22 protein-coding genes are annotated in these 22,605 nt (G+C 42.5%); 15 read left to right on the top strand and 7 right to left on the bottom strand.

What is annotated here, in order from left to right; all coding sequences use genetic code 11:
* Nucleotides 1-28: 28 nt before the first annotated feature.
* The 5 genes from JUI58_RS05815 to JUI58_RS05795 all read right to left on the bottom strand — a co-directional run bounded on the left by JUI58_RS05815 (nucleotide 29) and on the right by JUI58_RS05795 (nucleotide 4,803).
* Nucleotides 29-1,399, bottom strand: a complete 1,371-nt coding sequence (locus JUI58_RS05815) for a CmpA/NrtA family ABC transporter substrate-binding protein (protein ID WP_204102808.1) — start codon at nucleotides 1,397-1,399, stop codon at nucleotides 29-31.
* Nucleotides 1,400-1,706: 307 nt separating this feature from the next.
* Nucleotides 1,707-2,201 (bottom strand): CsbD family protein, encoded by a 495-nt coding sequence (locus tag JUI58_RS05810; RefSeq protein ID WP_204102807.1) that lies wholly within the window; start codon nucleotides 2,199-2,201, stop codon nucleotides 1,707-1,709.
* Nucleotides 2,202-2,335: 134 nt separating this feature from the next.
* The gene (locus JUI58_RS05805) at nucleotides 2,336-2,488 is read right to left on the bottom strand and encodes a lmo0937 family membrane protein (protein ID WP_204102806.1); all 153 of its coding nucleotides are present in this window, start codon (nucleotides 2,486-2,488) and stop codon (nucleotides 2,336-2,338) included.
* Between the two features lie 235 nt (nucleotides 2,489-2,723).
* A complete protein-coding gene (locus JUI58_RS05800; protein WP_204102805.1) occupies nucleotides 2,724-3,914 on the bottom strand; it encodes a homocysteine biosynthesis protein in 1,191 nt (396 codons plus the stop codon).
* A gap of 118 nt (nucleotides 3,915-4,032) precedes the next feature.
* Nucleotides 4,033-4,803, bottom strand: a complete 771-nt coding sequence (locus JUI58_RS05795; RefSeq protein WP_204102804.1) for a response regulator transcription factor — start codon at nucleotides 4,801-4,803, stop codon at nucleotides 4,033-4,035.
* 282 nt (nucleotides 4,804-5,085) lie between these two features.
* Here JUI58_RS05795 and JUI58_RS05790 point away from each other — a divergent pair, with 282 nt between their 5' ends.
* The 11 genes from JUI58_RS05790 to JUI58_RS05740 all read left to right on the top strand — a co-directional run bounded on the left by JUI58_RS05790 (nucleotide 5,086) and on the right by JUI58_RS05740 (nucleotide 17,068).
* Nucleotides 5,086-5,340, top strand: coding sequence for a DUF6761 family protein (locus JUI58_RS05790; protein WP_204102803.1), 255 nt, complete (start codon nucleotides 5,086-5,088; stop codon nucleotides 5,338-5,340).
* A 234-nt stretch (nucleotides 5,341-5,574) separates the two neighbouring features.
* Entirely contained in the window at nucleotides 5,575-6,237 is a 663-nt protein-coding gene (locus tag JUI58_RS05785) for a hypothetical protein (protein WP_204102802.1), read from the top strand.
* A 58-nt stretch (nucleotides 6,238-6,295) separates the two neighbouring features.
* On the top strand, nucleotides 6,296-7,402 hold the full coding sequence (locus tag JUI58_RS05780; RefSeq protein ID WP_204102801.1) for an AAA family ATPase: 1,107 nt from the start codon (nucleotides 6,296-6,298) through the stop codon (nucleotides 7,400-7,402).
* A 5-nt stretch (nucleotides 7,403-7,407) separates the two neighbouring features.
* The gene (locus JUI58_RS05775; protein WP_204102800.1) at nucleotides 7,408-8,211 is read left to right on the top strand and encodes a DUF3226 domain-containing protein; all 804 of its coding nucleotides are present in this window, start codon (nucleotides 7,408-7,410) and stop codon (nucleotides 8,209-8,211) included.
* A 108-nt stretch (nucleotides 8,212-8,319) separates the two neighbouring features.
* Nucleotides 8,320-10,716 carry an endonuclease MutS2 gene (locus JUI58_RS05770; RefSeq protein ID WP_204102799.1) on the top strand — a complete coding sequence of 799 codons (2,397 nt, stop codon included), beginning with the start codon at nucleotides 8,320-8,322 and terminating at the stop codon, nucleotides 10,714-10,716.
* A gap of 239 nt (nucleotides 10,717-10,955) precedes the next feature.
* On the top strand, nucleotides 10,956-11,576 hold the full coding sequence (locus JUI58_RS05765; RefSeq protein WP_348539843.1) for a sugar transferase: 621 nt from the start codon (nucleotides 10,956-10,958) through the stop codon (nucleotides 11,574-11,576).
* A 91-nt stretch (nucleotides 11,577-11,667) separates the two neighbouring features.
* Nucleotides 11,668-12,249: a hypothetical protein gene (locus tag JUI58_RS05760; RefSeq protein WP_204102798.1), complete on the top strand. Its 582-nt coding sequence runs from the start codon at nucleotides 11,668-11,670 to the stop codon at nucleotides 12,247-12,249.
* A gap of 40 nt (nucleotides 12,250-12,289) precedes the next feature.
* Nucleotides 12,290-14,056, top strand: a complete 1,767-nt coding sequence (locus JUI58_RS05755; protein WP_204102797.1) for a hypothetical protein — start codon at nucleotides 12,290-12,292, stop codon at nucleotides 14,054-14,056.
* Nucleotides 14,057-14,704: 648 nt separating this feature from the next.
* Entirely contained in the window at nucleotides 14,705-14,926 is a 222-nt protein-coding gene (locus JUI58_RS05750; RefSeq protein WP_204102796.1) for a DUF2811 domain-containing protein, read from the top strand.
* A 122-nt stretch (nucleotides 14,927-15,048) separates the two neighbouring features.
* The gene (locus JUI58_RS05745) at nucleotides 15,049-16,254 is read left to right on the top strand and encodes a Coenzyme F420 hydrogenase/dehydrogenase, beta subunit C-terminal domain (RefSeq protein ID WP_204102795.1); all 1,206 of its coding nucleotides are present in this window, start codon (nucleotides 15,049-15,051) and stop codon (nucleotides 16,252-16,254) included.
* A 91-nt stretch (nucleotides 16,255-16,345) separates the two neighbouring features.
* Nucleotides 16,346-17,068, top strand: coding sequence for a pyridoxine 5'-phosphate synthase (locus JUI58_RS05740; protein ID WP_204102794.1), 723 nt, complete (start codon nucleotides 16,346-16,348; stop codon nucleotides 17,066-17,068).
* 44 nt (nucleotides 17,069-17,112) lie between these two features.
* Here the strand turns inward: JUI58_RS05740 and JUI58_RS05735 are convergent, their stop codons facing one another.
* On the bottom strand, nucleotides 17,113-18,105 hold the full coding sequence (locus JUI58_RS05735) for a GntR family transcriptional regulator (RefSeq protein WP_204102793.1): 993 nt from the start codon (nucleotides 18,103-18,105) through the stop codon (nucleotides 17,113-17,115).
* A 77-nt stretch (nucleotides 18,106-18,182) separates the two neighbouring features.
* On the opposite strand from JUI58_RS05735, the gene JUI58_RS05730 reads away from it, so the two are divergent.
* Both JUI58_RS05730 and JUI58_RS05725 read left to right on the top strand, forming a co-directional pair.
* Nucleotides 18,183-18,923, top strand: coding sequence for a dienelactone hydrolase family protein (locus JUI58_RS05730; RefSeq protein WP_239121297.1), 741 nt, complete (start codon nucleotides 18,183-18,185; stop codon nucleotides 18,921-18,923).
* A 139-nt stretch (nucleotides 18,924-19,062) separates the two neighbouring features.
* Nucleotides 19,063-20,166: a S1 RNA-binding domain-containing protein gene (locus JUI58_RS05725; protein WP_204102792.1), complete on the top strand. Its 1,104-nt coding sequence runs from the start codon at nucleotides 19,063-19,065 to the stop codon at nucleotides 20,164-20,166.
* Nucleotides 20,167-20,268: 102 nt separating this feature from the next.
* On the opposite strand, the gene petG is transcribed toward JUI58_RS05725, so the two are convergent.
* Nucleotides 20,269-20,382 (bottom strand): cytochrome b6-f complex subunit V, encoded by a 114-nt coding sequence (petG, locus tag JUI58_RS05720; RefSeq protein ID WP_204102791.1) that lies wholly within the window; start codon nucleotides 20,380-20,382, stop codon nucleotides 20,269-20,271.
* A gap of 166 nt (nucleotides 20,383-20,548) precedes the next feature.
* Here petG and trpS point away from each other — a divergent pair, with 166 nt between their 5' ends.
* Both trpS and JUI58_RS05710 read left to right on the top strand, forming a co-directional pair.
* Nucleotides 20,549-21,559 (top strand): tryptophan--tRNA ligase, encoded by a 1,011-nt coding sequence (gene trpS, locus JUI58_RS05715; protein ID WP_204102790.1) that lies wholly within the window; start codon nucleotides 20,549-20,551, stop codon nucleotides 21,557-21,559.
* Between the two features lie 101 nt (nucleotides 21,560-21,660).
* Nucleotides 21,661-22,554 carry a methylenetetrahydrofolate reductase gene (locus tag JUI58_RS05710; RefSeq protein ID WP_204102789.1) on the top strand — a complete coding sequence of 298 codons (894 nt, stop codon included), beginning with the start codon at nucleotides 21,661-21,663 and terminating at the stop codon, nucleotides 22,552-22,554.
* The last annotated feature ends 51 nt before the right edge of the window (nucleotides 22,555-22,605 follow it).

Here is a 22,605-nt window from a genome sequence, read left to right as displayed (position 1 = left end):
CTCTCCTATGATGAACTGCGAATTGCCATTAAACTTTTTTGATTTTTAAGCTATCTAAGTAACCTTCCGGATCTTCGGGATCGAAGGTGACACCATCAAAGAAGGTTTCGACCCCGCGAGAGGTACTTTCGGGAATATCGGCATCAAAACCCGCTTCCTTGGCTGCTTCTCGCCAGAGATCTTCCCGGTTGACTTCGTTGATGATGCGATTAACGGTATCAAAATCACTAATTTTATCCCGATGGAAACCCCACCGCAGAGTTTCCGTTAAGAACCAGAGATCGTGACTCTTGTAAGGATAGGAAACATTGCCAATACCGTCTTTCCAATAGAGAGGACCCATCATTTTGTCATCGATCTCCGCTTTCCCATCTCCCATTTTGTACTGTCCTTTATAAGGCGGTTCGAGGATTTCTGGAGGAACATTAAAGTAGCTGCGCCCGGCAACTAACTTAACGAGTTCGGGACGATTGGCATCTTTATCGCACCATTGTTGTGCCTCCATTAAGGCTTTCAAAACGGCTTTGGTGGCTTTGGGGTTAGCATCTACCCAGTCGCCCCGAATAGCAAGGTATTCTTCCGGGTGAAATTTCCAAATTTGGCTGGTGAGGGCGGCCATGTGTCCGATGTCTTCGGCGATAATACGATAAGGCCAAGGATCTCCTGTACTAAAGGCATCCATCGTGCCATTCCGCATCCCTTGTACTGTCTCGGCGGGAGGGACGGCGAGGAGATCGATATCTGTATCGGGGTTAATTCCCCCCGCAGCAAACCAGTAGCGAATCCAAAAATCTTGGTTGACGTTGGGGAAGGTGTGGGCGGCTTTAAATTTGCGCCCTTCCTTGGCGGGGAAGCCTTTAATGTAATCGGCAGCCCCCGTAAGGTCGAGGCTGACTCCTTTACCTTGATGAATGCCCGCGATCGCAATACCGTTGCCTTGGGTATTTAATTGAGCGAGGACATACATGGGAATTTTTTGCCCATTCGTAATAATTCCTTCGCTAATTAAGTGAGGCATGGGCATTTGCCATTGACCGCCATCGATACCGCCCCCTTCAGAACCAATGGTGACGTTATCTCGCGCTGCAGCCCAGTTCGCCTGTTTGGAGAGTTCCACTTCCGTCATGCCGTATTTGGCAAAAAAGCCCTTTTCTTGGGCAATGACCAAGGCCGCTGCTTCCACGATGGGAATGTAACCCAGTTTAACCTTGGGGGTTTCAGGCATTTGTTCGGGGCTGATATCGATATCGGTGGCAACTTTGGAGTCACCGCCAGTTTCGGAGTTGCTACTCGGTTCGGGAGGGTTGCCCAAACAGCCTTTCAGTAAGATCGAGGTAGCGGCAGTTGCACCAGCAGTTGCTAAAAATTTACGGCGCGAGACATGAGGAAAATCAGACATAATTCCCTTCAGATGGATGTAATCGGTGTATTTAAAGTTGAGACGCTTTAGGGCTGTTTGATTAGTTAATTTAATCAAATTTCTCATTAACTTTAGATAATACAATCTCCAAGGTATAGTGTAAAGACAATAGTTTTTATGATAATCATAACTAAAAATAAATACATAGAAAACGGGATCGGACAGAAAAAACGCCACACAATATTTGTGTAGCGCAGGTTTGAGGTTATTTTTTCAATTCCCTCTATCTCAATGCTGTAAATGCAGATAATGGGGATTTTGTCAAGTCTTAGCTGTTTTGATATGTCTAATTGAAGGCATCCTTAACAGTATTTTTCATGTCTTCTACCAAATTACGAACATTACTTTCAACCTGCTTAACTTGTCCCTGAAACTGATCTTTACGGTTGCCAGTAATATTGCCAATCTGTTCTTGAGCCTTACCTTCAAGATTTTTTTCTATTGCTTTAGCCCGATTGTTTGATGTCATGTCATCTTTCAGATCTTCTGTTGCATTCCAAACCTTACTTTCGACCTGTTTGGCTTTTCCCATCATTTGATCTTTGGCATTGCCCGTAACATTACCGATCGCCTCTTGGGTTTTGCCTTCAACATTCTTTTGCATTGCCTCGACTCGATTCATTGATGCTAGTTGAAGTGAAGGATAATTGTTCAATTGCGCGAGAGATGTTGTGGCAGCTAAACTATTGGCTGTTCCGAAACCAAACGCGATCGCAGTTGTTAGCAAGATAGCTAAAGTACTGTTTAGAAAAAGACGACGAAGCTGTTTAATTAAACTCATGGTTAATCTTAAAAAATGAATGATGTATGTTCGAGGGGTTTCGTCAGTAATTTATGGTTCATAGTAAAATATGAACACGACTAACGAAACGAGAAGATAACTTTTGCAAGTAGAAAAGAATTATCAACAACCTTTTAGATTCTTCGTCCAACAAATAAATTGTAGACAATGCCGATCAGCGCCAAAACTAAAAGTATATGGATTAAGCTGCCACCAACGTGAACAGAAAATCCCAGCAACCAGAGGATGAAAACCACACCAACGGCAGTCCAGATGAGATTAGACATTTTTTTACTTCCTTGTTAAATTCAGTGTTAAATTCGGTTTTTATACCACCACGATAACGGATATTTTATTAATGAAACCTATAGTTAGGTAATCAGCAGAAAGAATTAACAATTCCACAGACTTTGTTAAGAATCGTAAGCATTCAGGCAGGGCAACGCGTACTAATAAACGGACAAGACTTTGATTGAGTATGCGTTTGCCCTGTATTTTGATAGGCTTCACAGCTTCTCTGCCTTAAGACAGAGAAGGGTCTTGGGATAAGAAAGCGCGATCGCTGGGAATAGATGCAACCGGTTCCGTGAGGGTAAATTCCCCCGCTTCAATCCATTGTTTGAGTTCCTCAGCAACTTGACGAGAAAGACGAATACTGGCGAGAGGTGCTGTCCTCACTTGTTTTCCTTGAATGGTAATGTGACCGCTTTTCAATTGGTCATAAGTGAAAGAACCAAAGGTGGGGCGCACTCGCCGAGGAATGGCGAAATCTACTACAGGAGCAACAATTTCTTCATCTCGCACCGCGCACTTTAGCACAATTTCTTCACTTAAAACCGGAATGGGAATGCCCACTCCCAAAACGATCGCGGTGCCGTAATTTTGGAAATAACAACCTCGTACCCAACGAGAATTCATCTGTTTAGCATCCCCGATCGCCGCCAAAGTACAGGCTGGACCGATGGGGGTGCGATTCTCTAAACGTTTTTGCAGGGGAAAGTGTTGGGTTCCCTCCCATGTGATATAACCAATTCCTCCCCCTAAAAAAATCTTGGTACCGATACCGATGGTTTGTAAATCTGGGTCGTTGAAAAGGGGAGAAATAGCCCCTGGATTAGCATAAACTGCATTGCCAAATTGCGGGTGCAAGGGACCGAGATAAGTGTAGAGAATGCGATCGCCACCGTTAACGCCAACTATAAAATTTTGATAGAGATTGCGGGGATTAAATAAATAAAATTGATTGATGCTATCTCGATTAATCGTGCTTTCCCAAGAAGCGCGGGGATAGCAGTCCGTTACCTGTCCCGTCGCCCGTAAATGGACGGATTTTCCCGCAATCAAGTCTTCGATGACGTGACCTCCTCCCCTGACAGGAGAAGGGTTTCCCGCTATTCGTTCCGTCTCCGCCTCCCCATAATCCGCCATCATGGTCGCCCCTAAATACAAATCTACTGCCCCCAAACCTCCATAAGCGGGAACCCCATCTAACCAACACTGGCGAATTTTCATCGGTGGGTCTGTATGACCCACATTGAGGATAGCGCCAACGGATTCCATCGGCTCAAAGGTGCCTGTGGTGACGACATCCACGGTTTTCGCTACTTGAGCGATACTGGTATCGGACACGCGCTGTTTGAGTTCTTCTACGGTCCAAACCACCGCTTTCGAGGCGCGAATTTTATCATTAATTTCAGCAATGGTTTTGCTCATCGATAGTTGATAACTGATAACTAAGAACTGATAACTAAGAACTAAGAACTAAGAACTAAGAACTAACCACTAAGAACTAACCACTAACCACTAACCACTAACCACTAACCACTAACCACTAATTCGAGGCGATCGCCACTGCGGGACTGGTCTCCAATCGTCGTAGTGCTTCAGATGAGGGAATAGACTTCCCATTATGAGCTTCAAGTGCCTCAGAATTGAAACGATAGCCAACATTCCTCACGGTTTGAATTAAACTGGGTTGCTCGGGTTCTGTATCTAATTTTTTGCGTAAAGATAAAACATGAGTGTCAATCGTGCGGGGATTATCGATCGCATCAGGCCAAGCGCGATTTAATAACTCGGATCGACTCAGTGGAGTACCTTCCGCTTGAGCGAGGATATAAAGCAAGCTAAATTCTTGGGGAGTTAAATCGATATAATTCTCCTGTAAGCGCACGCGACGCTGTACCAGATCGATTCTCAAAACCCCGTAGTTCAAATAAAGAGGCGCACTTGTAACCCGCAAACGCCGCAATAATGCCTCAACCCGTGCCAAAAATTCCTGCATCCCAAAAGGTTTTTTGAGATAATCATCGGCTCCTGCTTGTAAACCCGCAACAATATCACTTTGATTGATACGAGCCGACAGTACCAAAATTAAAGACTGTTTCTGTTGATACAACCAACGACATAACTCAATACCATCCCCATCGGGTAAATCCGAATCGACAATGACCAGGGGAGGCTGACGACGAGCCAGAATTGTCATCGCGCGATCGAGGGTATCGGCTTGTTGACACCAATAGCCAGCCTGTTGCAAATGCCACCCCAATAGCGATCGCAGGTGAGGATTCCCTTGAACAATTAAAATTTGAACCGAATCCACCTTAACTTTATTCCCCTTGCAAATTATGTCGGACATTGTACCAAAAATTACATCAACTTGTTGTAGCTCTTGCTACCTCAGTTGATTTGTTTGACTTAACTGCACTAACTTCCTGAAGTCAGATGCCGAAACGCGAAGGTTGAGATAAACTTAAGAATATAAACAATAAATTGTGTCAATCCTTGTTTTAGAAAACGGTTTTAATCGTATCCTCTCTTATTTTGGTCTCATTTTAGTCTCATTTTAATCGATCCCTGCCCTTGTTGAATTCAATTTAAGATCATGCTAACTGATGCACTGTGTATTCGCTACTACCAAAGATTAACTGATGCTTTGGTGGAATCCTGGCAAAGAGGAAACCGCTTCACGGAACTACAGTTGTATATGGACGGATATATTGCCAGTCTCCGTCACAGCAATGCCCTCGAACCCTATCTCATTCACCGTTTGGAAGAGGAAGTTTTCCGTTTTTTGCGCGATTCCTCTAATTTTGAACTTGCCTTTCCTCAAACTGAAGTTGAGGCAGATTATTATTAATGGGGATTGGATGAGTTTAGCGATCGCGATCGATAACCAAATTTGATTTTAGGTGCGATCGCGATTTCCGCTTAATATAATGACCCTTGGGCATATTTTGGAACATATTTTGGAACAAATCATTCCTACCTAGCATTCGTGTAGATAGAGATGAATGGCGACATTTCTGTTAAACTGACTGATAGGGGAGTAAATTTTGCCCTCCGTTGCCGATCTAGAATTGCACCAAAGATCATGACCGGACAAGTTTTGGAAAAAAGTGCCGCAAGTGTCTTAGTTTTAATCTTGCCATTTGCCCTGATTGTTGTTTTCGTTTATTCGGCTTGGCCGTTATTAGTTGCTGCAACAATATTGGGAATTATTTGGCAAACTTGGCAATCTTACCATTGGAAACAATGGAGTCAGCAAGTGACTCCTTTTTTCAATCAACTGTTAGAAGAAAAACAAGGTTGTCTCACACCAATTGACTTATCGGTGAAAGCAGATTTAAAGTTAGAAGCCGCCCAACGTTTTTTGGAACGCAAGGCCAGCGAATATGGGGCGCAACGCCAGAATTATGATGCAGGCAATACTGTCTATTATTTTTTAACAGCAAATGCTTTGGGAAACATTTTTGCAGAAAGCGAACCCGATCGCCATGCTGAAGCCATGAGTATTGAGGAAGTTGCCCAATTTAAAAATTATCTCAAACCAGATGCAGGCGATCGCGCCAAAGTCGCCTTAATTCAAGCAGAATTAGCCAAACGACTCGATGTTCATTCTGGGACGATTAGCAAACGCAAAGCCGATCCGAGTTTTGCGGAATGGAGTAAAAGCAAAGACCCTGAAGGAATTGCTTGGCAATATTCCCGCAAACGACGACTTTTTCTCCCCTTTCAACCGGATCTGGCCAATTGATTTTTGCATTTTTGTGTTGGGCAATTACCTCATTAATGTTTATTTTTCGCGGTTTTATATGACTCCAAAATTCAAGGATTTGCAAATTCAAGGATTTCGCGGTTTTCAAGACATCGAATTGTCCAATTTGGGACAAGTAAACTTGATTGTTGGTACAAATAACTCGGGTAAAACTAGCTTATTAGAGGCAATCTCAATTTTCTGTAATCCTCTAAATCCTTTTCGCTGGCTTGAGGTATCCAAACGTAGATTCTTTTTCAATAGCATATCTTCTTTACGACCAAATATTGAGTCTATAAAATGGATTTTTTATAAACAAGAAAAACGAGAAAATCTAGAAACAGAGAATCATTTTGGGGCGATGACAATACAGGCTGATGGAGATATGCCCATAAAAAAATTAGAGGTAGAAATTTTAGAACTTTATGGTAGTGCAGCAGTTCACAGCAATGAAGATACTGAAAGTTATCGAGAAGGATTAGAATTAGAAATAAAAGTACAAGAAAGATATCCTCTTTTTAATATTAATACCGATGAACTTGAATTTTATAACAGTGAAAAGTTTCAATTTTGGGAAGATGAACGTTTTGTTTACAGAAAACGCCGTGATGCTTTAATCAATAATGTAACGATATCTCCATCTTATTCTTATTCCGAAACAGTTCGTTTTACCGAATCGATAATAAAAAATGAAAATAGTAAAAACGAAATATTAAATTTAATTCGTCTTTTCGATCCTTGTATTAAAGATATAATGATTCTCTCTCCTAAAAAATCTAGTAGCATTCTTTATCTCGATCATGAAAAATTAGGACGGATTCCTCTAGATGTGTTTGGAGATGGTATTAAACGAACCTTGGCGATTGCTTTGGCTTTACAGGCTGCTACAAATGGTGTACTACTTATTGATGAAATCGAAACATCGATTCATGTGTTAGCCTTAGCGCCTATTTTTTCTTGGTTAGTCGAAGCGTGTTTAATAAAAAATGTACAACTTTTTGTGACAACTCATAGTCTTGAAGCCGTTGATGCAATTCTTGAATCACAGATCGATCGAGATTCAATTGTTGCTTTTCAATTGAATAATTTAGATGAATCTGTCAAAAGATTTTCTGGCGATCTTTTAAGTAGATTGCGTTTAAAAAGAGGATTAGATATTAGGTGATTTGTATGAAAAAATATTTTTATTTTGTTGCTGAAGGTCAACACGATATTGCATTTCTGGTTAAATTATTAATGGAATCTTTTGAGTTAGAGATAATCCAGTATTTTTCAGATTTAGATTCATTCTGGGAACACTTAATTCCCAGAACATTTCCTCCAAAAGATGGTGATTTTGTGAAACGTATTCCCATACCACAATTTCTGCAAAATGAAAACTTATCTATCGCTTTACATAGTGCTAATGGAATTGAACAAATTACTAACACATTAGAAGAGAGCCTAGCAGTCATTGACGATCTTTCGTTATTATTTGGGATCGCTTTGATTTTGGATGCCGATCAAAAGGAAAAACCATCAGAAAGATTTGATCGTTTAATTCAAGAATTATCCGCAAAGCCAGAATTATCTAAAAAATTGGATTTTGTAGATTTCAAAGCATTAAAATTAGGTGAAGTTGAAAAAAATGACAAAAAATTTGGAGTTTTTATTATTCCTAATAATAAGGATTCTGGGACGTTAGAGGAAATTTTAATTGAATGTGCCAAGATGAATTATACTGATTTACACAGACTTGCAGAAAGTTATATTGCTAGTGTCGATCTGACAAGTCTAGGAAAAAAAGACAGAAAAGAATTTAAAAAACCTGCTGGTAAAAATAAAGCAATTGTGTCGAGCATTAGTAGTGTTCTCAAACCAGGAAAAGCGATACAAGTTTCCATAAAAGATAATTGTTGGATAGACTCACAAACCCTTAAGTTAGAGAATATTGCGCTTATTCGGGAATTTATTGCCAAAATCCTAGGGATATAAGGACTTCAAATCAACCTATGATGAAAATCATTGCCCGATCGCCAATCCTGCCTCATATTGAGTTACAATCTGTATTACACTCATCAATACGAATCTCCCAATTACCCTATGGATGAAACCCTAGAATTACTGGAATGGCCGCGCTTGTGCCAACACCTTAGCACCTTTACCGCCACTAAACTTGGCGCGATCGCAGCCCGCCATCTCACCCCCCCAGCCAGCCGAGAGGAAACCTTAATCCTACTCGAACAAACCAAAGAGGCGTATTTATTAGATAATCAACCCAGCACCGGCATTTCTTTCGACGGTATTAAAGATATTGGCAACGCCCTAGAACGGGTAGAATTATTGGGAACTCTATCGGGAGAAGAACTCCTCGATATTGCCACCACCCTCGCGGGAATGCGCCGTATTCGTAGAGTTCTCGACGATCGCGACAATATCCCCACTCTACAAAATTTAGTGTCCCCCGTTCGCACCTATCCCGAACTTGAACGAGAAATTCATCATTGTATTGACGATCGCGGACAAGTCACCGATCGCGCTAGTGTCAAACTAGCAAATATTCGCACTAAGCTCAAATCCTTACGAGATAAGATTTACGGCATCCTTCAGCGTATCATTCAACGCCAAGGAGGAGCGATCCAGCAACCCACCATCACCCAGAGAGGCGATCGCTACGTCCTCGCGGTGAAAGCCCCTCAAAAAGATGCAATTCCAGGGGTAGTTCACGATAGTTCCAGCACTGGGTCTACCCTCTACATCGAACCCCATGCCATCATTGATTTGGGCAATAAACTGCGACAAACCCAGCGACAGGAAAAAACAGAAGAAGAAGTGATTTTAAGGGGGTTAACGGAGAAAATAGCCGCCGTTAAGGACGATTTAGAACGCCTCTTAGCCATCGCCACCAGCCTCGATCTCGCCACCGCTAAAGCCAGATATAGTTTCTGGTTGGAAGCAAACCCCCCGCGTTTTATCGACCCCGAAGAAGCGATCGCCTTGCGCCAACTGCGCCATCCCCTCCTCATTTGGCAGTACAAACACGAACAAGGCCAAGAAGTCACCCCCATCGACGTGCAAATTAAGCCAGAAATTCGCGTCGTTGCCATTACCGGCTCCAATACTGGGGGTAAAACCGTCACCCTGAAAACCGTCGGTTTAGCCGCACTCATGGCGAAAACAGGCTTATTTGTCCCCGCCCGAGAACCGGTAGAATTGCCTTGGTTTAGTCGAGTTTGCGCTGATATTGGCGACGAACAATCTTTGCAGCAAAGTTTATCGACATTTTCCGGTCATATTCGCCGCATCGATCGCATTGTCAAGGCGATCGCCAAAGACCCTCAATCTCTGATTCTCCTCGATGAAATTGGAGCCGGCACCGATCCGGCGGAAGGAAGCGCCCTTGCCATTGCTCTCTTAAACTATCTTTGCGATCGCGTTTCTCTCACAATTGCCTCGACCCATTACGGCGAATTAAAGGCTTTAAAATACCAAGATTCTCGCTTTGAGAACGCCTCAGTAGAATTTGACGATGTCACCCTTTCCCCCACTTATCGCCTGTTGTGGGGCATTCCAGGACGCTCTAATGCCCTAACTATTGCCGGGCGTTTGGGTTTACCGGAAGAGATTATCAAAGAAGCTGGCGATCGCGTTGGGGGATTTTCTCAAGAGATTAATAAAACAATTGTAGGGTTAGAACAACAGCGCAAACAACAAGAAGGAAAAGCCAAAGAAGCGGCAAATTTATTACAACAAACCGAAAAGTTTTATCAGGAAGTCTCTCAAAAAGCACAATCTTTGCAAGAAAGAGAAAGAACTTTAAAATTATCGCAACAGAAAGCCGTTAATGATGCGATCGCCACCGCTAAAGCAGAAATTACTAAAGTTATGCGAGAATTGAGCCAACAGCAAACTATGCAAAAAGCTCAAAAAGCAATCCAAAATCTTCAACAAATTGACGCAGAATATTCCCCTAAATTTGCGGCACCCAATGCCGATCGCGGCTATCAACCCAAAGTTGGCGAAAAAGTTCGCATTCCTCGTCTCGGACAAACCGCAGAAGTGTTAGGAATCGATGACAATGGAACTGAATTAAATGTTCGATTTGGTTTAATGAAAATGAGCGTTCCTGTTACCGATATTGAGTCTTTGGATGGGCAGAAAGTGGAGACCGCAAAAGAAGAGAAAAAAGAGAAGCAAAAAAGAGAAGAAAAGAAAAAAGAAATGGTGCAAATTTCTCCCCCCAAAGTCGCAATGGTGCGAACTTCTCAAAATAGTGTTGATATTCGCGGAAGTCGGGTATTTCAGGCAGAATCTCAAATCGAAAAAGCGATTTCTGCGGCGACTCAAGCGGGGGTTTTATGGGTTATTCATGGTAAAGGTACAGGGCGCTTGCGTCAAGGGGTTCACGAATTTTTAGAACGTCATCCCCAAGTCGATCGCTTTGAGTTGTCCCCGCAAAATGAAGGTGGATCGGGAGTGACTATTGCTTATCTAAATTAGGGAAAATTAGGCGATCGCGGTTCTAGTATTCGTGAATTTATTTAAAGATTTGGTAAAGTTCCCTTTTTTCTCTAGGCTTTTCCAGAGAACTTGACTAAGATTAAAGCATAAAGGTGTAAAAATCCTATCCAGTTCTCGTATCTACCGCCGTGATTAGTTATCCTAACTTCTCCCCAAATCTGCGATCGACGATTGCTTACGTTCCTAACGTAACTAACTCTTCTTTAAGTCATCTCAAGCTGCAAGTCAAAACTCATGCCTCTGTTAACAGTTCCAGTAAACGCGCGATCGATATTTTAGGCGCTTTGGTGGGATTGATTTTAACTGTCGCGATCGCCATTCCCATCGCGATCGCCCTCCACTTTACCAGTCCAGGGCCTCTTTTCTACCGTCAAATTCGTTGCGGTTTAAACGGTAAAACCTTTCGTCTCTGGAAGTTTCGTTCAATGGTAACAGATGCCGATCGCCTCAAGCATCTGGTTAAAAATCAAGCTAATGGTTTTATTTTTAAAAATAAAAACGATCCTCGTATTACTCGCGTCGGCAAGTTTTTGCGTCAAACCAGTTTGGACGAATTTCCGCAATTTTGGAATGTACTTAAAGGAGAAATGAGTTTAGTCGGGACGCGCCCACCAACTCCCGATGAAGTTGAGAAGTATAATGACTATCATTGGCAACGCTTACAGGTTAAACCAGGTTTAACCGGAGAATGGCAGGTTAATGGTCGTTCTTCCGTCAAGGATTTTGAAGATATTGTGAAGATGGATTTAGACTATCAAGAAAAGTGGTCAATTGGCTACGATCTAAAATTGATTTTGCAAACTTTTGGTGCAATTCTCAGCAAAAAAGGTGCGTATTGAATTAACAAAACAAATAATTCTTTTTGACTTCCTCTCGAGTTATGAGAATATCAATAACAAGGATTGTTATTTTGTTATTTCGCATTGAGTTATGACTTCTCTCCAAAGCGATCGCCCGTCATCTGAAAATCAAAAAGTGACAGCAATTATTTCTCATTTCGTGCGTCCCGGTCGCGAGGAAGGCTATGAAGAATGGTTGAAAGGAATTGGTGCAGCAGCGCAAGAATTTGAAGGTCACGATGGTGTTACCGTTATTAAACCCAAACCTGGAGGCCACAATGAATATGTTGCAATCCTTCGTTTTAATACCTATCCCCAACTTTGCCGATGGTTAAAGTCCGACCAGAGGAAAAAATGGATCGACTGCGTTAAACCCCTCATCCAAGAATCTGAAAAGGTGCAAATTATTACAGGTTTAGAAAATTTAGTTTCTTTACCGGGAAGTGTTTCTGTTACGGCCCCACCTCGCTACAAAACAGCGATAATTGTTTGGTTGGGTGTTTTTCTTTGTTCGTCTGTCCTCGGGATTGTACTCAATCCGTTATTAGCAGCACTGCCTTTATTTTTACCCCAATTGATTAGTATTGGTATTACTGTTTTTGTCTTAACGTATTTCGTTATGCCTTTACTTACGCGCTTATTTTACAAATGGTTACACCCTCAATCTAAATGATTTTTGTTAATCCAGCATAAAATTTATTTTTTAGAAGAAAATGCGAGTAGCAAATTTTTATCTTTTGGGAATGACATTAGGATTTATCTGTATTTCTGACATTACGCTTGCTTTTTCACAGCCGGAAAAAGGCGATCGCCACTTAACCGAGTTTGGTATTATTTTAGCTGAAACAGGTGCTAAGGAGGAAGCCTCGCAACTATTTGATCGCGCTTTAGGAATTGCCGAAGCGATCGAGGATAAAAGGGAAAAAATAGAGGCAATTGCTTACATTGGCAATCGTTTAGCAAAAGCGGGTTTTAACGATCGCGCTGAAATTGTTTTTACTCGTGCTTTGGAATTAAGTAAACAAAAAACAGATGATAATAACCAGAAACCAGAAGAGTTTTACAGTCACTATTATGGGGATTTGTTGTTGCGAAATGTGCTAATTGAGATGGCGCGATCGCCCTATCGCGATCGCGCTTTAGCAGAAGCTCAAAATATTACTTCTCCTCTTGCTCGTGCCGAAGTATTCAACGAAATTGCAACAGGTTTAATTGCCGATAATGAGTTAGAATCGGCTCGGGAACTTCTCCTTGAAGCTGTAGGAGTTGCTAAAACTGAAAAAGAATATTTAGGCTATGAAGCGAATGGTTCTTGTGATAATTTAGAATACGCTCTTTTCGCTAAAATCGCCGATAATTTAAGTCAAGTTGCTGAGTTACAATCTGCCTTAAAACTTGCCCAAGGCGTGCGAGGATGTTATGCTGCTTCAAGTCTTGAATTTCCTTTTCAATGGTATCAAGCTGATGCTTTTACGCGCATTATAGAAAATATTGAAGAGATTACCGCAATTCGAGAAACATGGAAAAGTTCTCAGAGAATAAGCAATGATTTTGAAATTGTTAAAGTCTGGGGTGAGATCGCCAAAAAATTAGTTAAAATCGAAGAATATGATTTTGCTGTTTCTATTACGAGGAGATTAACCGATCCCTCTCGATTTAATGCTGATGAAATGGGAATAGGAGGAGAAACTTTTTTGTCTCTTCAACAAAATTTCTTACTTGATATTGCTTTAGCTTTTGTGGAAAAAGGAGAAGTTAAACAAGGGAGAAGAATTGTCCAATTTATCTCCAAACCTCGCCAGATGGTATTGAATGTATTCCTTGAAATTGCGATCGCCCAAAAAAATTATCAGGAAGGAAGAACAGAAGTAGCATCTGAACAATTGTTAGATTTAGTATCAGTTATTGAAGAAGAGCGCGATCTCGAAGAGTTTGAGAATAACTTGAATTTACAGGGAGAAATTGCCCTAGCTTTAGCAAGCATTGGTAACAAGGAAAGTGCGATACAAACTGCCCAAACTATCAAAGATGAATATTGGCGATCGCAAACCTTAACTAATATTATCATTAACTTTGCAGAACAAGGGGCGATCGAAGAGGCTCTACAACTTGTTCCTAGTATTGAGGAAGAATTTGGACAAGCAAATGCGTTAATCGGGATTCTAGAAAATATGACAGAAAACGAGCAACTAGAGGAAGTTTTAAAAATTGCTGAAAATCTGGAAGCAGAGAAAGACTCCATTAAAATTGCGATCGGACTCCAATTTCTCAAACTTGGGGAGATCCAACGCGGATATCATTTACTTCATGCAATACAAGGAACAAACTTCAACTCAGAGATAATCGAAGCTGCAAGCCTACAACTGGTCAGACGAGGAGAAATAGAAAAAGCATTAAAACTGGTAGAAAAGATTGAGTTTCCATCAGTGGAAGCGAAAATATTAGCTGATTTGGGCTTAAAAATAATGGAAAATCCTTAAGACAGCTACAACCTCTAACGATTTATATTTTCTTCAGAATTACTCAAACAAAAGTGAGAAACTAAGCCTTTTTTTATCACAAAAAAAAGGTTATTTTGGGATAGGGTTTCAAATTCTAATTCATTTCCTCGTTTTAGCAATTGACGCTGGCGATCGCAGTTTAGCCAACATTAACAAGACGTTAAGTTCGTAATTCTTATTCTTTAACCTTATTTTCCCCCATAAAATCCCCAATCATTCCACAAGGTTTTCCCGAGTTTTCCACAGTTTACCCAAGGTTTTCCACAAGTCAAAGAATCAAATTCAAGCATTGCGGTAGGCTAGGGAATTTTTTGATCTTGATACAGAACATTTATTCTATACTGAGTTTATGTAAAGTTAAGTAACAAAAAATAGGCTGAAATACTTGTAATCTCGTAAATCTTTAGTTTTTCCAAAGAAATCCGTAACATTTCTCAGCATTGACAAAAGGCTCCATTACCTGCGAAATAGAAGAGAATGAACTAAGAATTAAAAAACACAACCCCATCGAGTAGAAGCGCACTAACTCCCATTTAATATCCAGTTCTTAGTATCGAGATTTAGCGTTGCGGGGAAGTTTTTCCCCCTGCTGTATCCCCCCACATTATCTAGTCCAGCGAGGTTGTCATGAAAAGTATCGTTAGCATCTTGGCAGAAATCCCCGAAGATCTGCACCAATCCTTGAAAACCTATTTAGACTGTCATCCCACCTGGGATCAAGACCGCGTATTTGCTGCGGCTCTCTCCTCGTTTTTGTTACAAAACAATAGTGCGAACGAATCTATTAGAGACGCTCAGAATTATCGTGCTTGTGCAGAAGTTTATTTAGAAACACTGTTTCACTCTTAAAAACTTACTTTTGTTGTTTATTAATGCGATCGCCGGAATATCTGGCGATTTTTTTATTTGCAGTCGCTGTATGAGAAAATTGTTAGAGAAGAACCCAATCTATTGCAATAGTAAATTTTTAAATGACAGCCACTTCCCGCGATCGCCAGCACCAAAAATCGAAAGCCTTGAAACCTGGAAGCCGTCGCCCTGCTAAAGAACTGTGTAGCGAGTGCGGTCTTTGCGATACTTATTATATCCACTATGTGAAAGAAGCCTGTGCTTTTCTCAATCAACAAATTGCCGAATTAGAAGCCAAAATACACGATCGCCATCGCCATCTTGACGATGAAAACGAACTTTATTTCGGCGTACATCAGCTTATGATAGCGGCTCGGAAAAAGCAACCCATTCAAGGGGCGCAATGGACAGGAATTGTTAGTGCGATCGCCTGTGAAATGCTCGATCGCGGTTTAGTTGAGGGGGTCGTTTGCGTACAGAATACCGCAGAAGATCGCTTTCAACCCATGCCCGTCATTGCTAGGACACCAGAAGAAGTATTAGCTGCAAAAGTCAATAAACCGACGCTTTCTCCCAATTTATCAGTTTTAGAACAAGTCGAACAATCGGGCATGAAACGCCTGTTAGTTATTGGGGTTGGTTGTCAAATTCAAGCCCTGCGAGAAGTAGAAGAGAAATTAGGTTTAGAAAAGCTCTATGTTTTAGGAACACCTTGCGTAGATAATGTCAGTCGGGAAGGGTTGCAAAAATTCCTAGATACAACGAGTAAATCTCCCGATACAGTAGTGCATTATGAGTTTATGCAGGATTTTCGAGTTCATTTTAAACATGAAGATGGTTCAATCGAAAAAGTGCCTTTCTTTGGCTTAAATACTAAGAAATTGAAGGATGTTTTTGCACCTTCTTGTCTCAGTTGTTTTGATTATGTTAACTCTCTCGCCGATTTAGTGGTGGGATATATGGGTGCGCCTTTTGGTTGGCAATGGATTGTTGTTCGTAATGACACGGGGGCAGAAATGTTAGAGTTAGTTGGGGATCAATTGGATACTCAGCCAGTATCTTCTCAAGGGAACAGAAAACAAGCAGTACAGCAAAGTATTCCCGCTTACGAACAAGGTGTAACATTACCCATGTGGGCAGCACAGTTAATGGGGGTTGTTATTGAAAGAATCGGACCAAAAGGGTTAGAATATGGACGCTTTTCGATTGATTCTCATTTCACCCGCAATTATCTTTATGTCAAGCGCAATTATCCCGAAAAACTAGAGGCGCACGTTCCCGAATTTGCCAAGAAAATTGTGAGTCAATATAAATTACCTGATGTTTAAATAAGTCCTGCGATCGCACTTCCGAGAGGCAGATTTTGCCTCAAGTTCAGAAAACTTTACCAAAACTTTACCAAAAAACTGATAATTGATTATGCTTACTCTCGGCGTTAACATCGACCATACAGCAACTATAAGACAGGCTAGGCGCACGGTAGAACCCGATCCCATTGCGGCGGCGGTTTTGGCGGAATTGGGAGGTGCCGATGGCATTACGGTTCATTTGCGCGAAGATCGGCGACATATTCAAGATCGCGATGTGCATCTATTACGGCAAACTGTGCGAACTCACCTTAATTTGGAAATGGCACCGACGGAAGAAATGGTGGCTATTGCTTTGGAGGTTAAACCCGATTATGTCACTCTTGTTCCCGAACGGCGAGAGGAAATTACCACGGAAGGAGGGTTGAATTTACTCGCCGATCGCGATCGCTACGCTCAAATTGTCGATCGCCTTCAAAGTGCTAACATTCCCGTCAGTTGGTTTATCGACAGCGATCGCGCTCAAATTGAAGCAGCAGCCGAAACCCAAGCACAATTCATTGAACTGCATACGGGGAAATATGCCGACGCGGAAGGGGAAACTTCTCGCGCACAGGAATTGAAAATTTTGGCAGAAGGCTGCGAAATCGCTCTCAGCCTCGGTTTGCGGGTCAATGCCGGGCATGGTTTAACCTATTGGAATGTTTATCCCGTGGGTTGCATTTCGGGCATGGAAGAGCTTAATATCGGTCATACGATTGTTAGTCGTGCCGTCCTCGTGGGTATGGAAAGGGCTGTGCGAGAAATGAAACTAGCCATGCGAGGAGAATTTTGACCTCTCTTCTGGCCTTAAACAAACCTTAGAGGGTTAATCCCTAATCACCCCAAACCCAGTTCTCGCTTGAGTAAATTGATGGATTTTTCCCCAATATAATTATCACTGCAAATTAAATCGGGATGGCGAATTAAATCTTCTCGCGCCTCGAGGATAGCCTGTTTTGTAATGTCATAACTAGCGCGATCGCAGATAATGGTGTGGGCGCTGCGAATGAGGGCATTAAGGCGATAAGTATCGTCTACTCTTGCAGTCATCACTAAAAGATCGTCCCCGCGCAAACTGTGAACTAAGATTTGAGCAATCCCTAAAATCCCATCACTTAAACTCACTAATCCCAAACAACTATTTTGACGCAGGTTCTTAACTTTGACCAATTCCTGATTGTAATCGTAAATATCCACAGGAATCACCCGCACGGACTTCGGTGCCGCGATCGCCTCTGCTTCGCCGATAAAATAGCGACTGGTGACGACGGTGCCGGAGTGGGTTAGTTCGAGTACCCCCACTAATTCTTCCAAGGACACCAATTGAATCGGAATTTTTAACGCCCCTTCCAATTCCTTAACCATTAATTGCCCCGCCCCCATATCTCGCTCAGGTACCGTGACCAATACTCTCGCACTACATTTTAAGCGCCAATCAATTTCCGAGAGAAATAATTCCCGCGCTTGGGAAAGAGTACAGCCTTGTCCTAATAATTCATCAATGCTTTTTTGGACGATTTGATAAGCATCTGGGTATTGGTCGAGAATGGGAGAACCGAGTTTTGTGCCTCCTTCGTGACCTTGGGCTTTGACGTAGATGCCGGATCCGGCTTGGGATTCTACCAGTCCGGTTTCCTCAAGCAGACGATAAACTTTACTGACGGTGTTGCGATGCAGTCCCGTAATTTGTGCCAGTTGGCGGGTACTGGGGAGACGATGACCTGGAGGGTATCGACGAGAGGCGATCGCAAACTGAATCTGATCGAAGAGTTGTTTCGAGGCAGGAATATCGCTATCGGTTTGAATCTGAAATTGCAAGGGGTTAGCCATAGCTAAGAATTCGACGAAATGAGCGCGTGTCTCTAGTGTAGATTGTTCTCAGACGGTTTTGGGGGAGATTACAAACTATGACAGTGACAGAGATTCGCAGACAATGGGTGAAGGTAGACAACGGGGATTTACAGATTGATGCCTACCTCGCCCAACCAGATGCCCCAGGGACCTATCCTGGAGTAATTGTCATTCAAGAAATTTATGGGGTTAACGGGCATATTCAAGATGTTACAGAACGCATTGCGGAAGAGGGATACGTGGCGATCGCCCCCGCTATTTATCAACGTTTGGCACCGGGTTTTTCCGTTGGCTACTCTCCCAAAGAGATCGAACTGGGACGAAAATATAAGGTGCAAACGAAGGCTGAGGAACTTCTCAGCGATATACAAAGCGCGATCGACTATCTTAAAACCCTGCCTCAAGTTAAATCGGCAGGAATGGGAAGTCTTGGCTTTTGTTTTGGGGGTCATGTGGCCTATTTGGCGGCTACCCTGACAGATATTAAAGCCACAGCCGCTTTCTACGGCGCGGGAATTGCCACTTTGACTCCTGGGGGTGGAGAACCAACAATAGCGCGCACTCAGGAGATTAAAGGGACCTTATACGCCTTTTTTGGTAAGGAAGATCCGTTGATTTCTCTCCCGGAAGTAGAGGCGATCGCCACAGAATTGCAAAAATGTAACATTCCCCACCAGATTTTCTCTTATGACGGCGCAGGCCATGGCTTTTTTTGCGATCGCCGTTCGGACTACGATCAATCTTCCGCAAAAGATGCGTGGCAAAAAGTGTTACAGTTGTTTAGCTCAATACTGTAGTTTTCCGAGGAAACGGTTAACGTAAATAAAGAGCAATCCCGTTTTTGATTTTACAGGAAAAGGTTTAATTTTTCTCGAGAAAAGCTGCCCCTTGATAACCTCGCGATCGAAAGCGCTTAATTTAACCGTACAGACTGTTATGAGTTCCAAATCCACCGATTCTAATCCAGCTAATCCATCCTTTTCAATGGATGACTTTGCCCAAGCCCTCGAACAAGAAGATTTTAGTAAAAGTTTTCAGAGAGGGGAAGTGGTAAAGGGTAAAGTTTTTGAACACGCTTCCGATGGGGCTTATGTTGACATTGGCGGAAAATCTTCTGGCTTCGTTCCCCTAGACGAGGCTGCTTTGGAACGTGTAAGCGATCTCTCTACAATTCTGCCTTTAAATGAAGAACTAGAATTTTTAATTGTTCGCGGACAAGATGCAGAGGGACAAGTCTTGCTTTCTCGCCGCCAACTTGCGATCAAGCAAGCCTGGGATGATATGGTGGAAATCAAAGAAAATGGCTCGTCGGTACAAATGCGAGTTACAGGGGTCAATCGAGGGGGCGTAACCGGACAAGTTCATGGGTTGCGTTCTTTTATTCCGCGATCGCATTTAATGGAAAAGGAAAATTTAGATGATTTAATTGGCAAATCTCTGACAGTAACTTGTTTGGAGGTTGATGCGGAACGACGCAAATTAGTTCTATCTCAACGAGATGCAGCGCGATCGGAAGCAATTAAGGGGGTAGAACCGGGGGCCCTTGCGGAGGGAAAGGTAGTCAGCATTCAGCCTTATGGGGTTTTTGTTGATATTGGCGGTTTGACAGGATTATTACATATCAAACAAGTTAGTGATAGTCCTATTCAGTCTCTCAATACGGTTTTTAAAATCGGTCAAGAACTCAAGGTGATTATTGCTGATATTGACGAACTCAAAAATCGTCTTTCTTTCTCCACTAAGATGCTGGAAACCTATCCAGGGGAGATTTTAGAGAAAATGGATGCGGTGATGGCTGACGCGGAACAACGTCTTGAAGCTGCAAAACTTAAGCAAGCGGAACAAGCCAAAGAACCGAAGGAGAAAAAACAGCCGGCTTCGATCGTGCAACCTCCTCCTCCTGGTGCAATGGCGCAACCGATGCAGGTGGTTCCGGAACAGGCGATCGATCCCCAAGAAAAGCCCACAGATCCTCTCATTCAACCTCCTCCCCCTGGTGCGATGTTTACTTCTCGTCCAACCAGTCAAGAAGAAGAGTGAGTTACAAATAAATCATAGCTTTTAGAATAGCCTATCTTGAAAGAGATGGGCTATTCTGATTTAAGTTTTACGAATTCTGGGCTAATTTTCCTAGCTATTATTCTAGCTAATGGCGCGATCGTCGCGCTTGTATTGCATATACGCAGCAACAAAAAGACCCAAAAGTGTCACGGAAACCAAGCCGAGAACGATTCCTAATAGTAAATGTTCGACCATGTTAACTCCCTTGCAAATATTTTTATTCTTTCTTTATCCTATACCAAAGATTCCCCATTACAAGCGCGATGAGTATAAAAAAGGGATAGGCATTGCCTCATCCTACGGCAGTCAGGCATAATTGATAAGATGGATACAAATAGTCGGGAGCGAGTCGAATAAAGGAATGAGTAAAAAGCGCGTGCTTTCAGGGGTTCAACCCACAGGCAATTTACATTTAGGCAATTATTTAGGCGCAATTCGCAACTGGGTGACATCACAGAGCGAATATGAGAATTATTTTTGTGTGGTGGATCTGCACGCGATTACTGTTCCTCACGATCCGACAAAGCTCGCGAAGGATACCTATACGATCGCCGCACTTTATCTCGCTTGTGGCATTGACCTGCAGGACTCGACTATCTTTGTACAATCCCACGTTTCCGCTCATGCGGAACTGACTTGGCTGTTAAATTGTATCACCCCTCTCAACTGGCTCGAGCGCATGATTCAATTTAAAGAGAAGGCGGTTAAACAGGGAGAAAATGTGAGTGTGGGTTTGCTGGACTATCCCGTGTTAATGGCTGCGGATATTTTGCTCTACGATACGGATCTCGTGCCGGTGGGGGAAGACCAAAAACAACATATTGAACTGACTCGCGATATTGTTATTCGCATTAACGACCAGTTTGGTCAGAAGCAAAAGCCCGTCCTCAAACAGCCCAAACCTTTAATTCGCGAAGAGGGTGCCAGGGTGATGAGTTTAACCGACGGTACGAAAAAGATGTCAAAATCTGATCCTGCGGAAATGAGTCGCATTGAAATTTTGGATTCTCCCGAGGCGATCGCCCGTAAAATTAAGCGTTGTAAAACCGATCCCCAGAAAGGACTCGAATTCGACAATCCAGAGCGCCCGGAATGCCATAATTTACTGAGCTTATATCTGCTCCTGTCTGGCAAAACTAAAGAAGAAGTTACCGCAGAATGTCAAGATCTGGGCTGGGGACAATTTAAGCCATTATTAACGGAAGCAACTATTGAGGCACTCAAACCTATTCAAGAGAGGTATCAAGAGATTATGGGCGATCGCGATTATCTCGAAACTATCTTGCGGGAAGGTCGCGAAAAAGCTGAATTAAGTGCCAATGAAGTCCTCGCTCGGGTAAAATCTGCTCTAGGCTATTCTACACCCCTTTAAAAGGCTGTAGGGGTGCAATGCTTGCCTTTAAAAGGCTGTAGGGGTGCAATGCTTGCCCCCTCTTCCTATCCAAAAAGTTTAATGAATAACAAACAACAAAAATGACTCGTTTTCGTCAAGCTGTTGAAAATAAAGAGTTTTTAATCACTGCTGAAGTCATGCCTCCCAAGGGCGGAAATATTGACCATACCCTCGAGATGGCCAGGCTTCTCAAAGGGCGAGTTCATGCGGTTAATGTTACTGATGGCAGTCGTGCCGTGTTGAGAATGTCTGCGGTTGCTGTCTCTGCGATCCTTGTGCAACAAGGGATCGAACCGATTTGTCAATTTGCCTGCCGCGATCGCAATGCGATCGCCCTGCAAGGTGATTTAATGGGTTCTCATGCCCTCGGTATTCGCAATATTCTCGCCCTCACTGGCGATCCGCTTAAAGCAGGAGATCATAAAAGCTCTAAAAGTGTTTTTGAATTTGAATCGGTACGTTTGTTAAACGTGATTGGCAAATTAAATAAAGGTCTTGACTTGAACGAGAAATCCCTTCCTAATGAACCTCTCGACCTTTTTGCCGGGGCAGCAGTAGATCCTCAATCCAAAAGCTGGTCAGGTTTACAACGGCGTTTTGAGCGCAAATTAGAAGCAGGGGCGCAGTTTTTTCAAAGTCAATTGATTACAGATTTCGATCGCCTCGACAAATTCATGCAGGAAATTGCCACAGGGACAGATAAACCCATCCTAGCGGGAATTTTTCTCCTCAAATCGGCTAAAAATGCCCGATTTATCAATCGTAATGTTCCTGGAGTCGATATTCCCTCAGAAATTATCGATCGCCTTGCCACGGCAGAAAATTCCTTACAAGAAGGAGTAAAAATTGCAGCAGAACAAGTGAAACTTGCTCAGAGCTTATGTCAAGGCGTTCACTTAATGGCGGTTAAAAGAGAAGATTTAATTCCTAATATTCTCGATCTTGCAGGAATTAACCCCATTAAATTTCTGTAACTTATCTGATAGATTGCCTTCTCCAACTCGGTTGTGACTCGGTTGTGAATT

This window comes from Spirulina sp. CCY15215 (assembly GCF_016888125.1).
Taxonomy (GTDB): Bacteria; Cyanobacteriota; Cyanobacteriia; order Cyanobacteriales; family Spirulinaceae; genus CCY15215.
This window is presented reverse-complemented; position numbering and strand designations above follow the sequence as displayed.

What these genes read in the sequence shown, in the direction of transcription:
- JUI58_RS05815 (WP_204102808.1), bottom strand. Translation starts at nt 1,399, where the DNA reads ATGTCTGATTTTCCTCATGTCTCGCGCCGTAAATTTTTAGCAACTGCT.
- JUI58_RS05810 (WP_204102807.1), bottom strand. Translation starts at nt 2,201, where the DNA reads ATGAGTTTAATTAAACAGCTTCGTCGTCTTTTTCTAAACAGTACTTTA.
- JUI58_RS05805 (WP_204102806.1), bottom strand. Translation starts at nt 2,488, where the DNA reads ATGTCTAATCTCATCTGGACTGCCGTTGGTGTGGTTTTCATCCTCTGG.
- JUI58_RS05800 (WP_204102805.1), bottom strand. Translation starts at nt 3,914, where the DNA reads ATGAGCAAAACCATTGCTGAAATTAATGATAAAATTCGCGCCTCGAAA.
- JUI58_RS05790 (WP_204102803.1), top strand. Translation starts at nt 5,086, where the DNA reads ATGCTAACTGATGCACTGTGTATTCGCTACTACCAAAGATTAACTGAT.
- JUI58_RS05785 (WP_204102802.1), top strand. Translation starts at nt 5,575, where the DNA reads ATGACCGGACAAGTTTTGGAAAAAAGTGCCGCAAGTGTCTTAGTTTTA.
- JUI58_RS05780 (WP_204102801.1), top strand. Translation starts at nt 6,296, where the DNA reads ATGACTCCAAAATTCAAGGATTTGCAAATTCAAGGATTTCGCGGTTTT.
- JUI58_RS05775 (WP_204102800.1), top strand. Translation starts at nt 7,408, where the DNA reads ATGAAAAAATATTTTTATTTTGTTGCTGAAGGTCAACACGATATTGCA.
- JUI58_RS05770 (WP_204102799.1), top strand. Translation starts at nt 8,320, where the DNA reads ATGGATGAAACCCTAGAATTACTGGAATGGCCGCGCTTGTGCCAACAC.
- JUI58_RS05760 (WP_204102798.1), top strand. Translation starts at nt 11,668, where the DNA reads ATGACTTCTCTCCAAAGCGATCGCCCGTCATCTGAAAATCAAAAAGTG.
- JUI58_RS05755 (WP_204102797.1), top strand. Translation starts at nt 12,290, where the DNA reads ATGCGAGTAGCAAATTTTTATCTTTTGGGAATGACATTAGGATTTATC.
- JUI58_RS05750 (WP_204102796.1), top strand. Translation starts at nt 14,705, where the DNA reads ATGAAAAGTATCGTTAGCATCTTGGCAGAAATCCCCGAAGATCTGCAC.
- JUI58_RS05745 (WP_204102795.1), top strand. Translation starts at nt 15,049, where the DNA reads ATGACAGCCACTTCCCGCGATCGCCAGCACCAAAAATCGAAAGCCTTG.
- JUI58_RS05740 (WP_204102794.1), top strand. Translation starts at nt 16,346, where the DNA reads ATGCTTACTCTCGGCGTTAACATCGACCATACAGCAACTATAAGACAG.
- JUI58_RS05735 (WP_204102793.1), bottom strand. Translation starts at nt 18,105, where the DNA reads ATGGCTAACCCCTTGCAATTTCAGATTCAAACCGATAGCGATATTCCT.
- JUI58_RS05730 (WP_239121297.1), top strand. Translation starts at nt 18,183, where the DNA reads ATGACAGTGACAGAGATTCGCAGACAATGGGTGAAGGTAGACAACGGG.
- JUI58_RS05725 (WP_204102792.1), top strand. Translation starts at nt 19,063, where the DNA reads ATGAGTTCCAAATCCACCGATTCTAATCCAGCTAATCCATCCTTTTCA.
- petG (WP_204102791.1), bottom strand. Translation starts at nt 20,382, where the DNA reads ATGGTCGAACATTTACTATTAGGAATCGTTCTCGGCTTGGTTTCCGTG.
- trpS (WP_204102790.1), top strand. Translation starts at nt 20,549, where the DNA reads ATGAGTAAAAAGCGCGTGCTTTCAGGGGTTCAACCCACAGGCAATTTA.
- JUI58_RS05710 (WP_204102789.1), top strand. Translation starts at nt 21,661, where the DNA reads ATGACTCGTTTTCGTCAAGCTGTTGAAAATAAAGAGTTTTTAATCACT.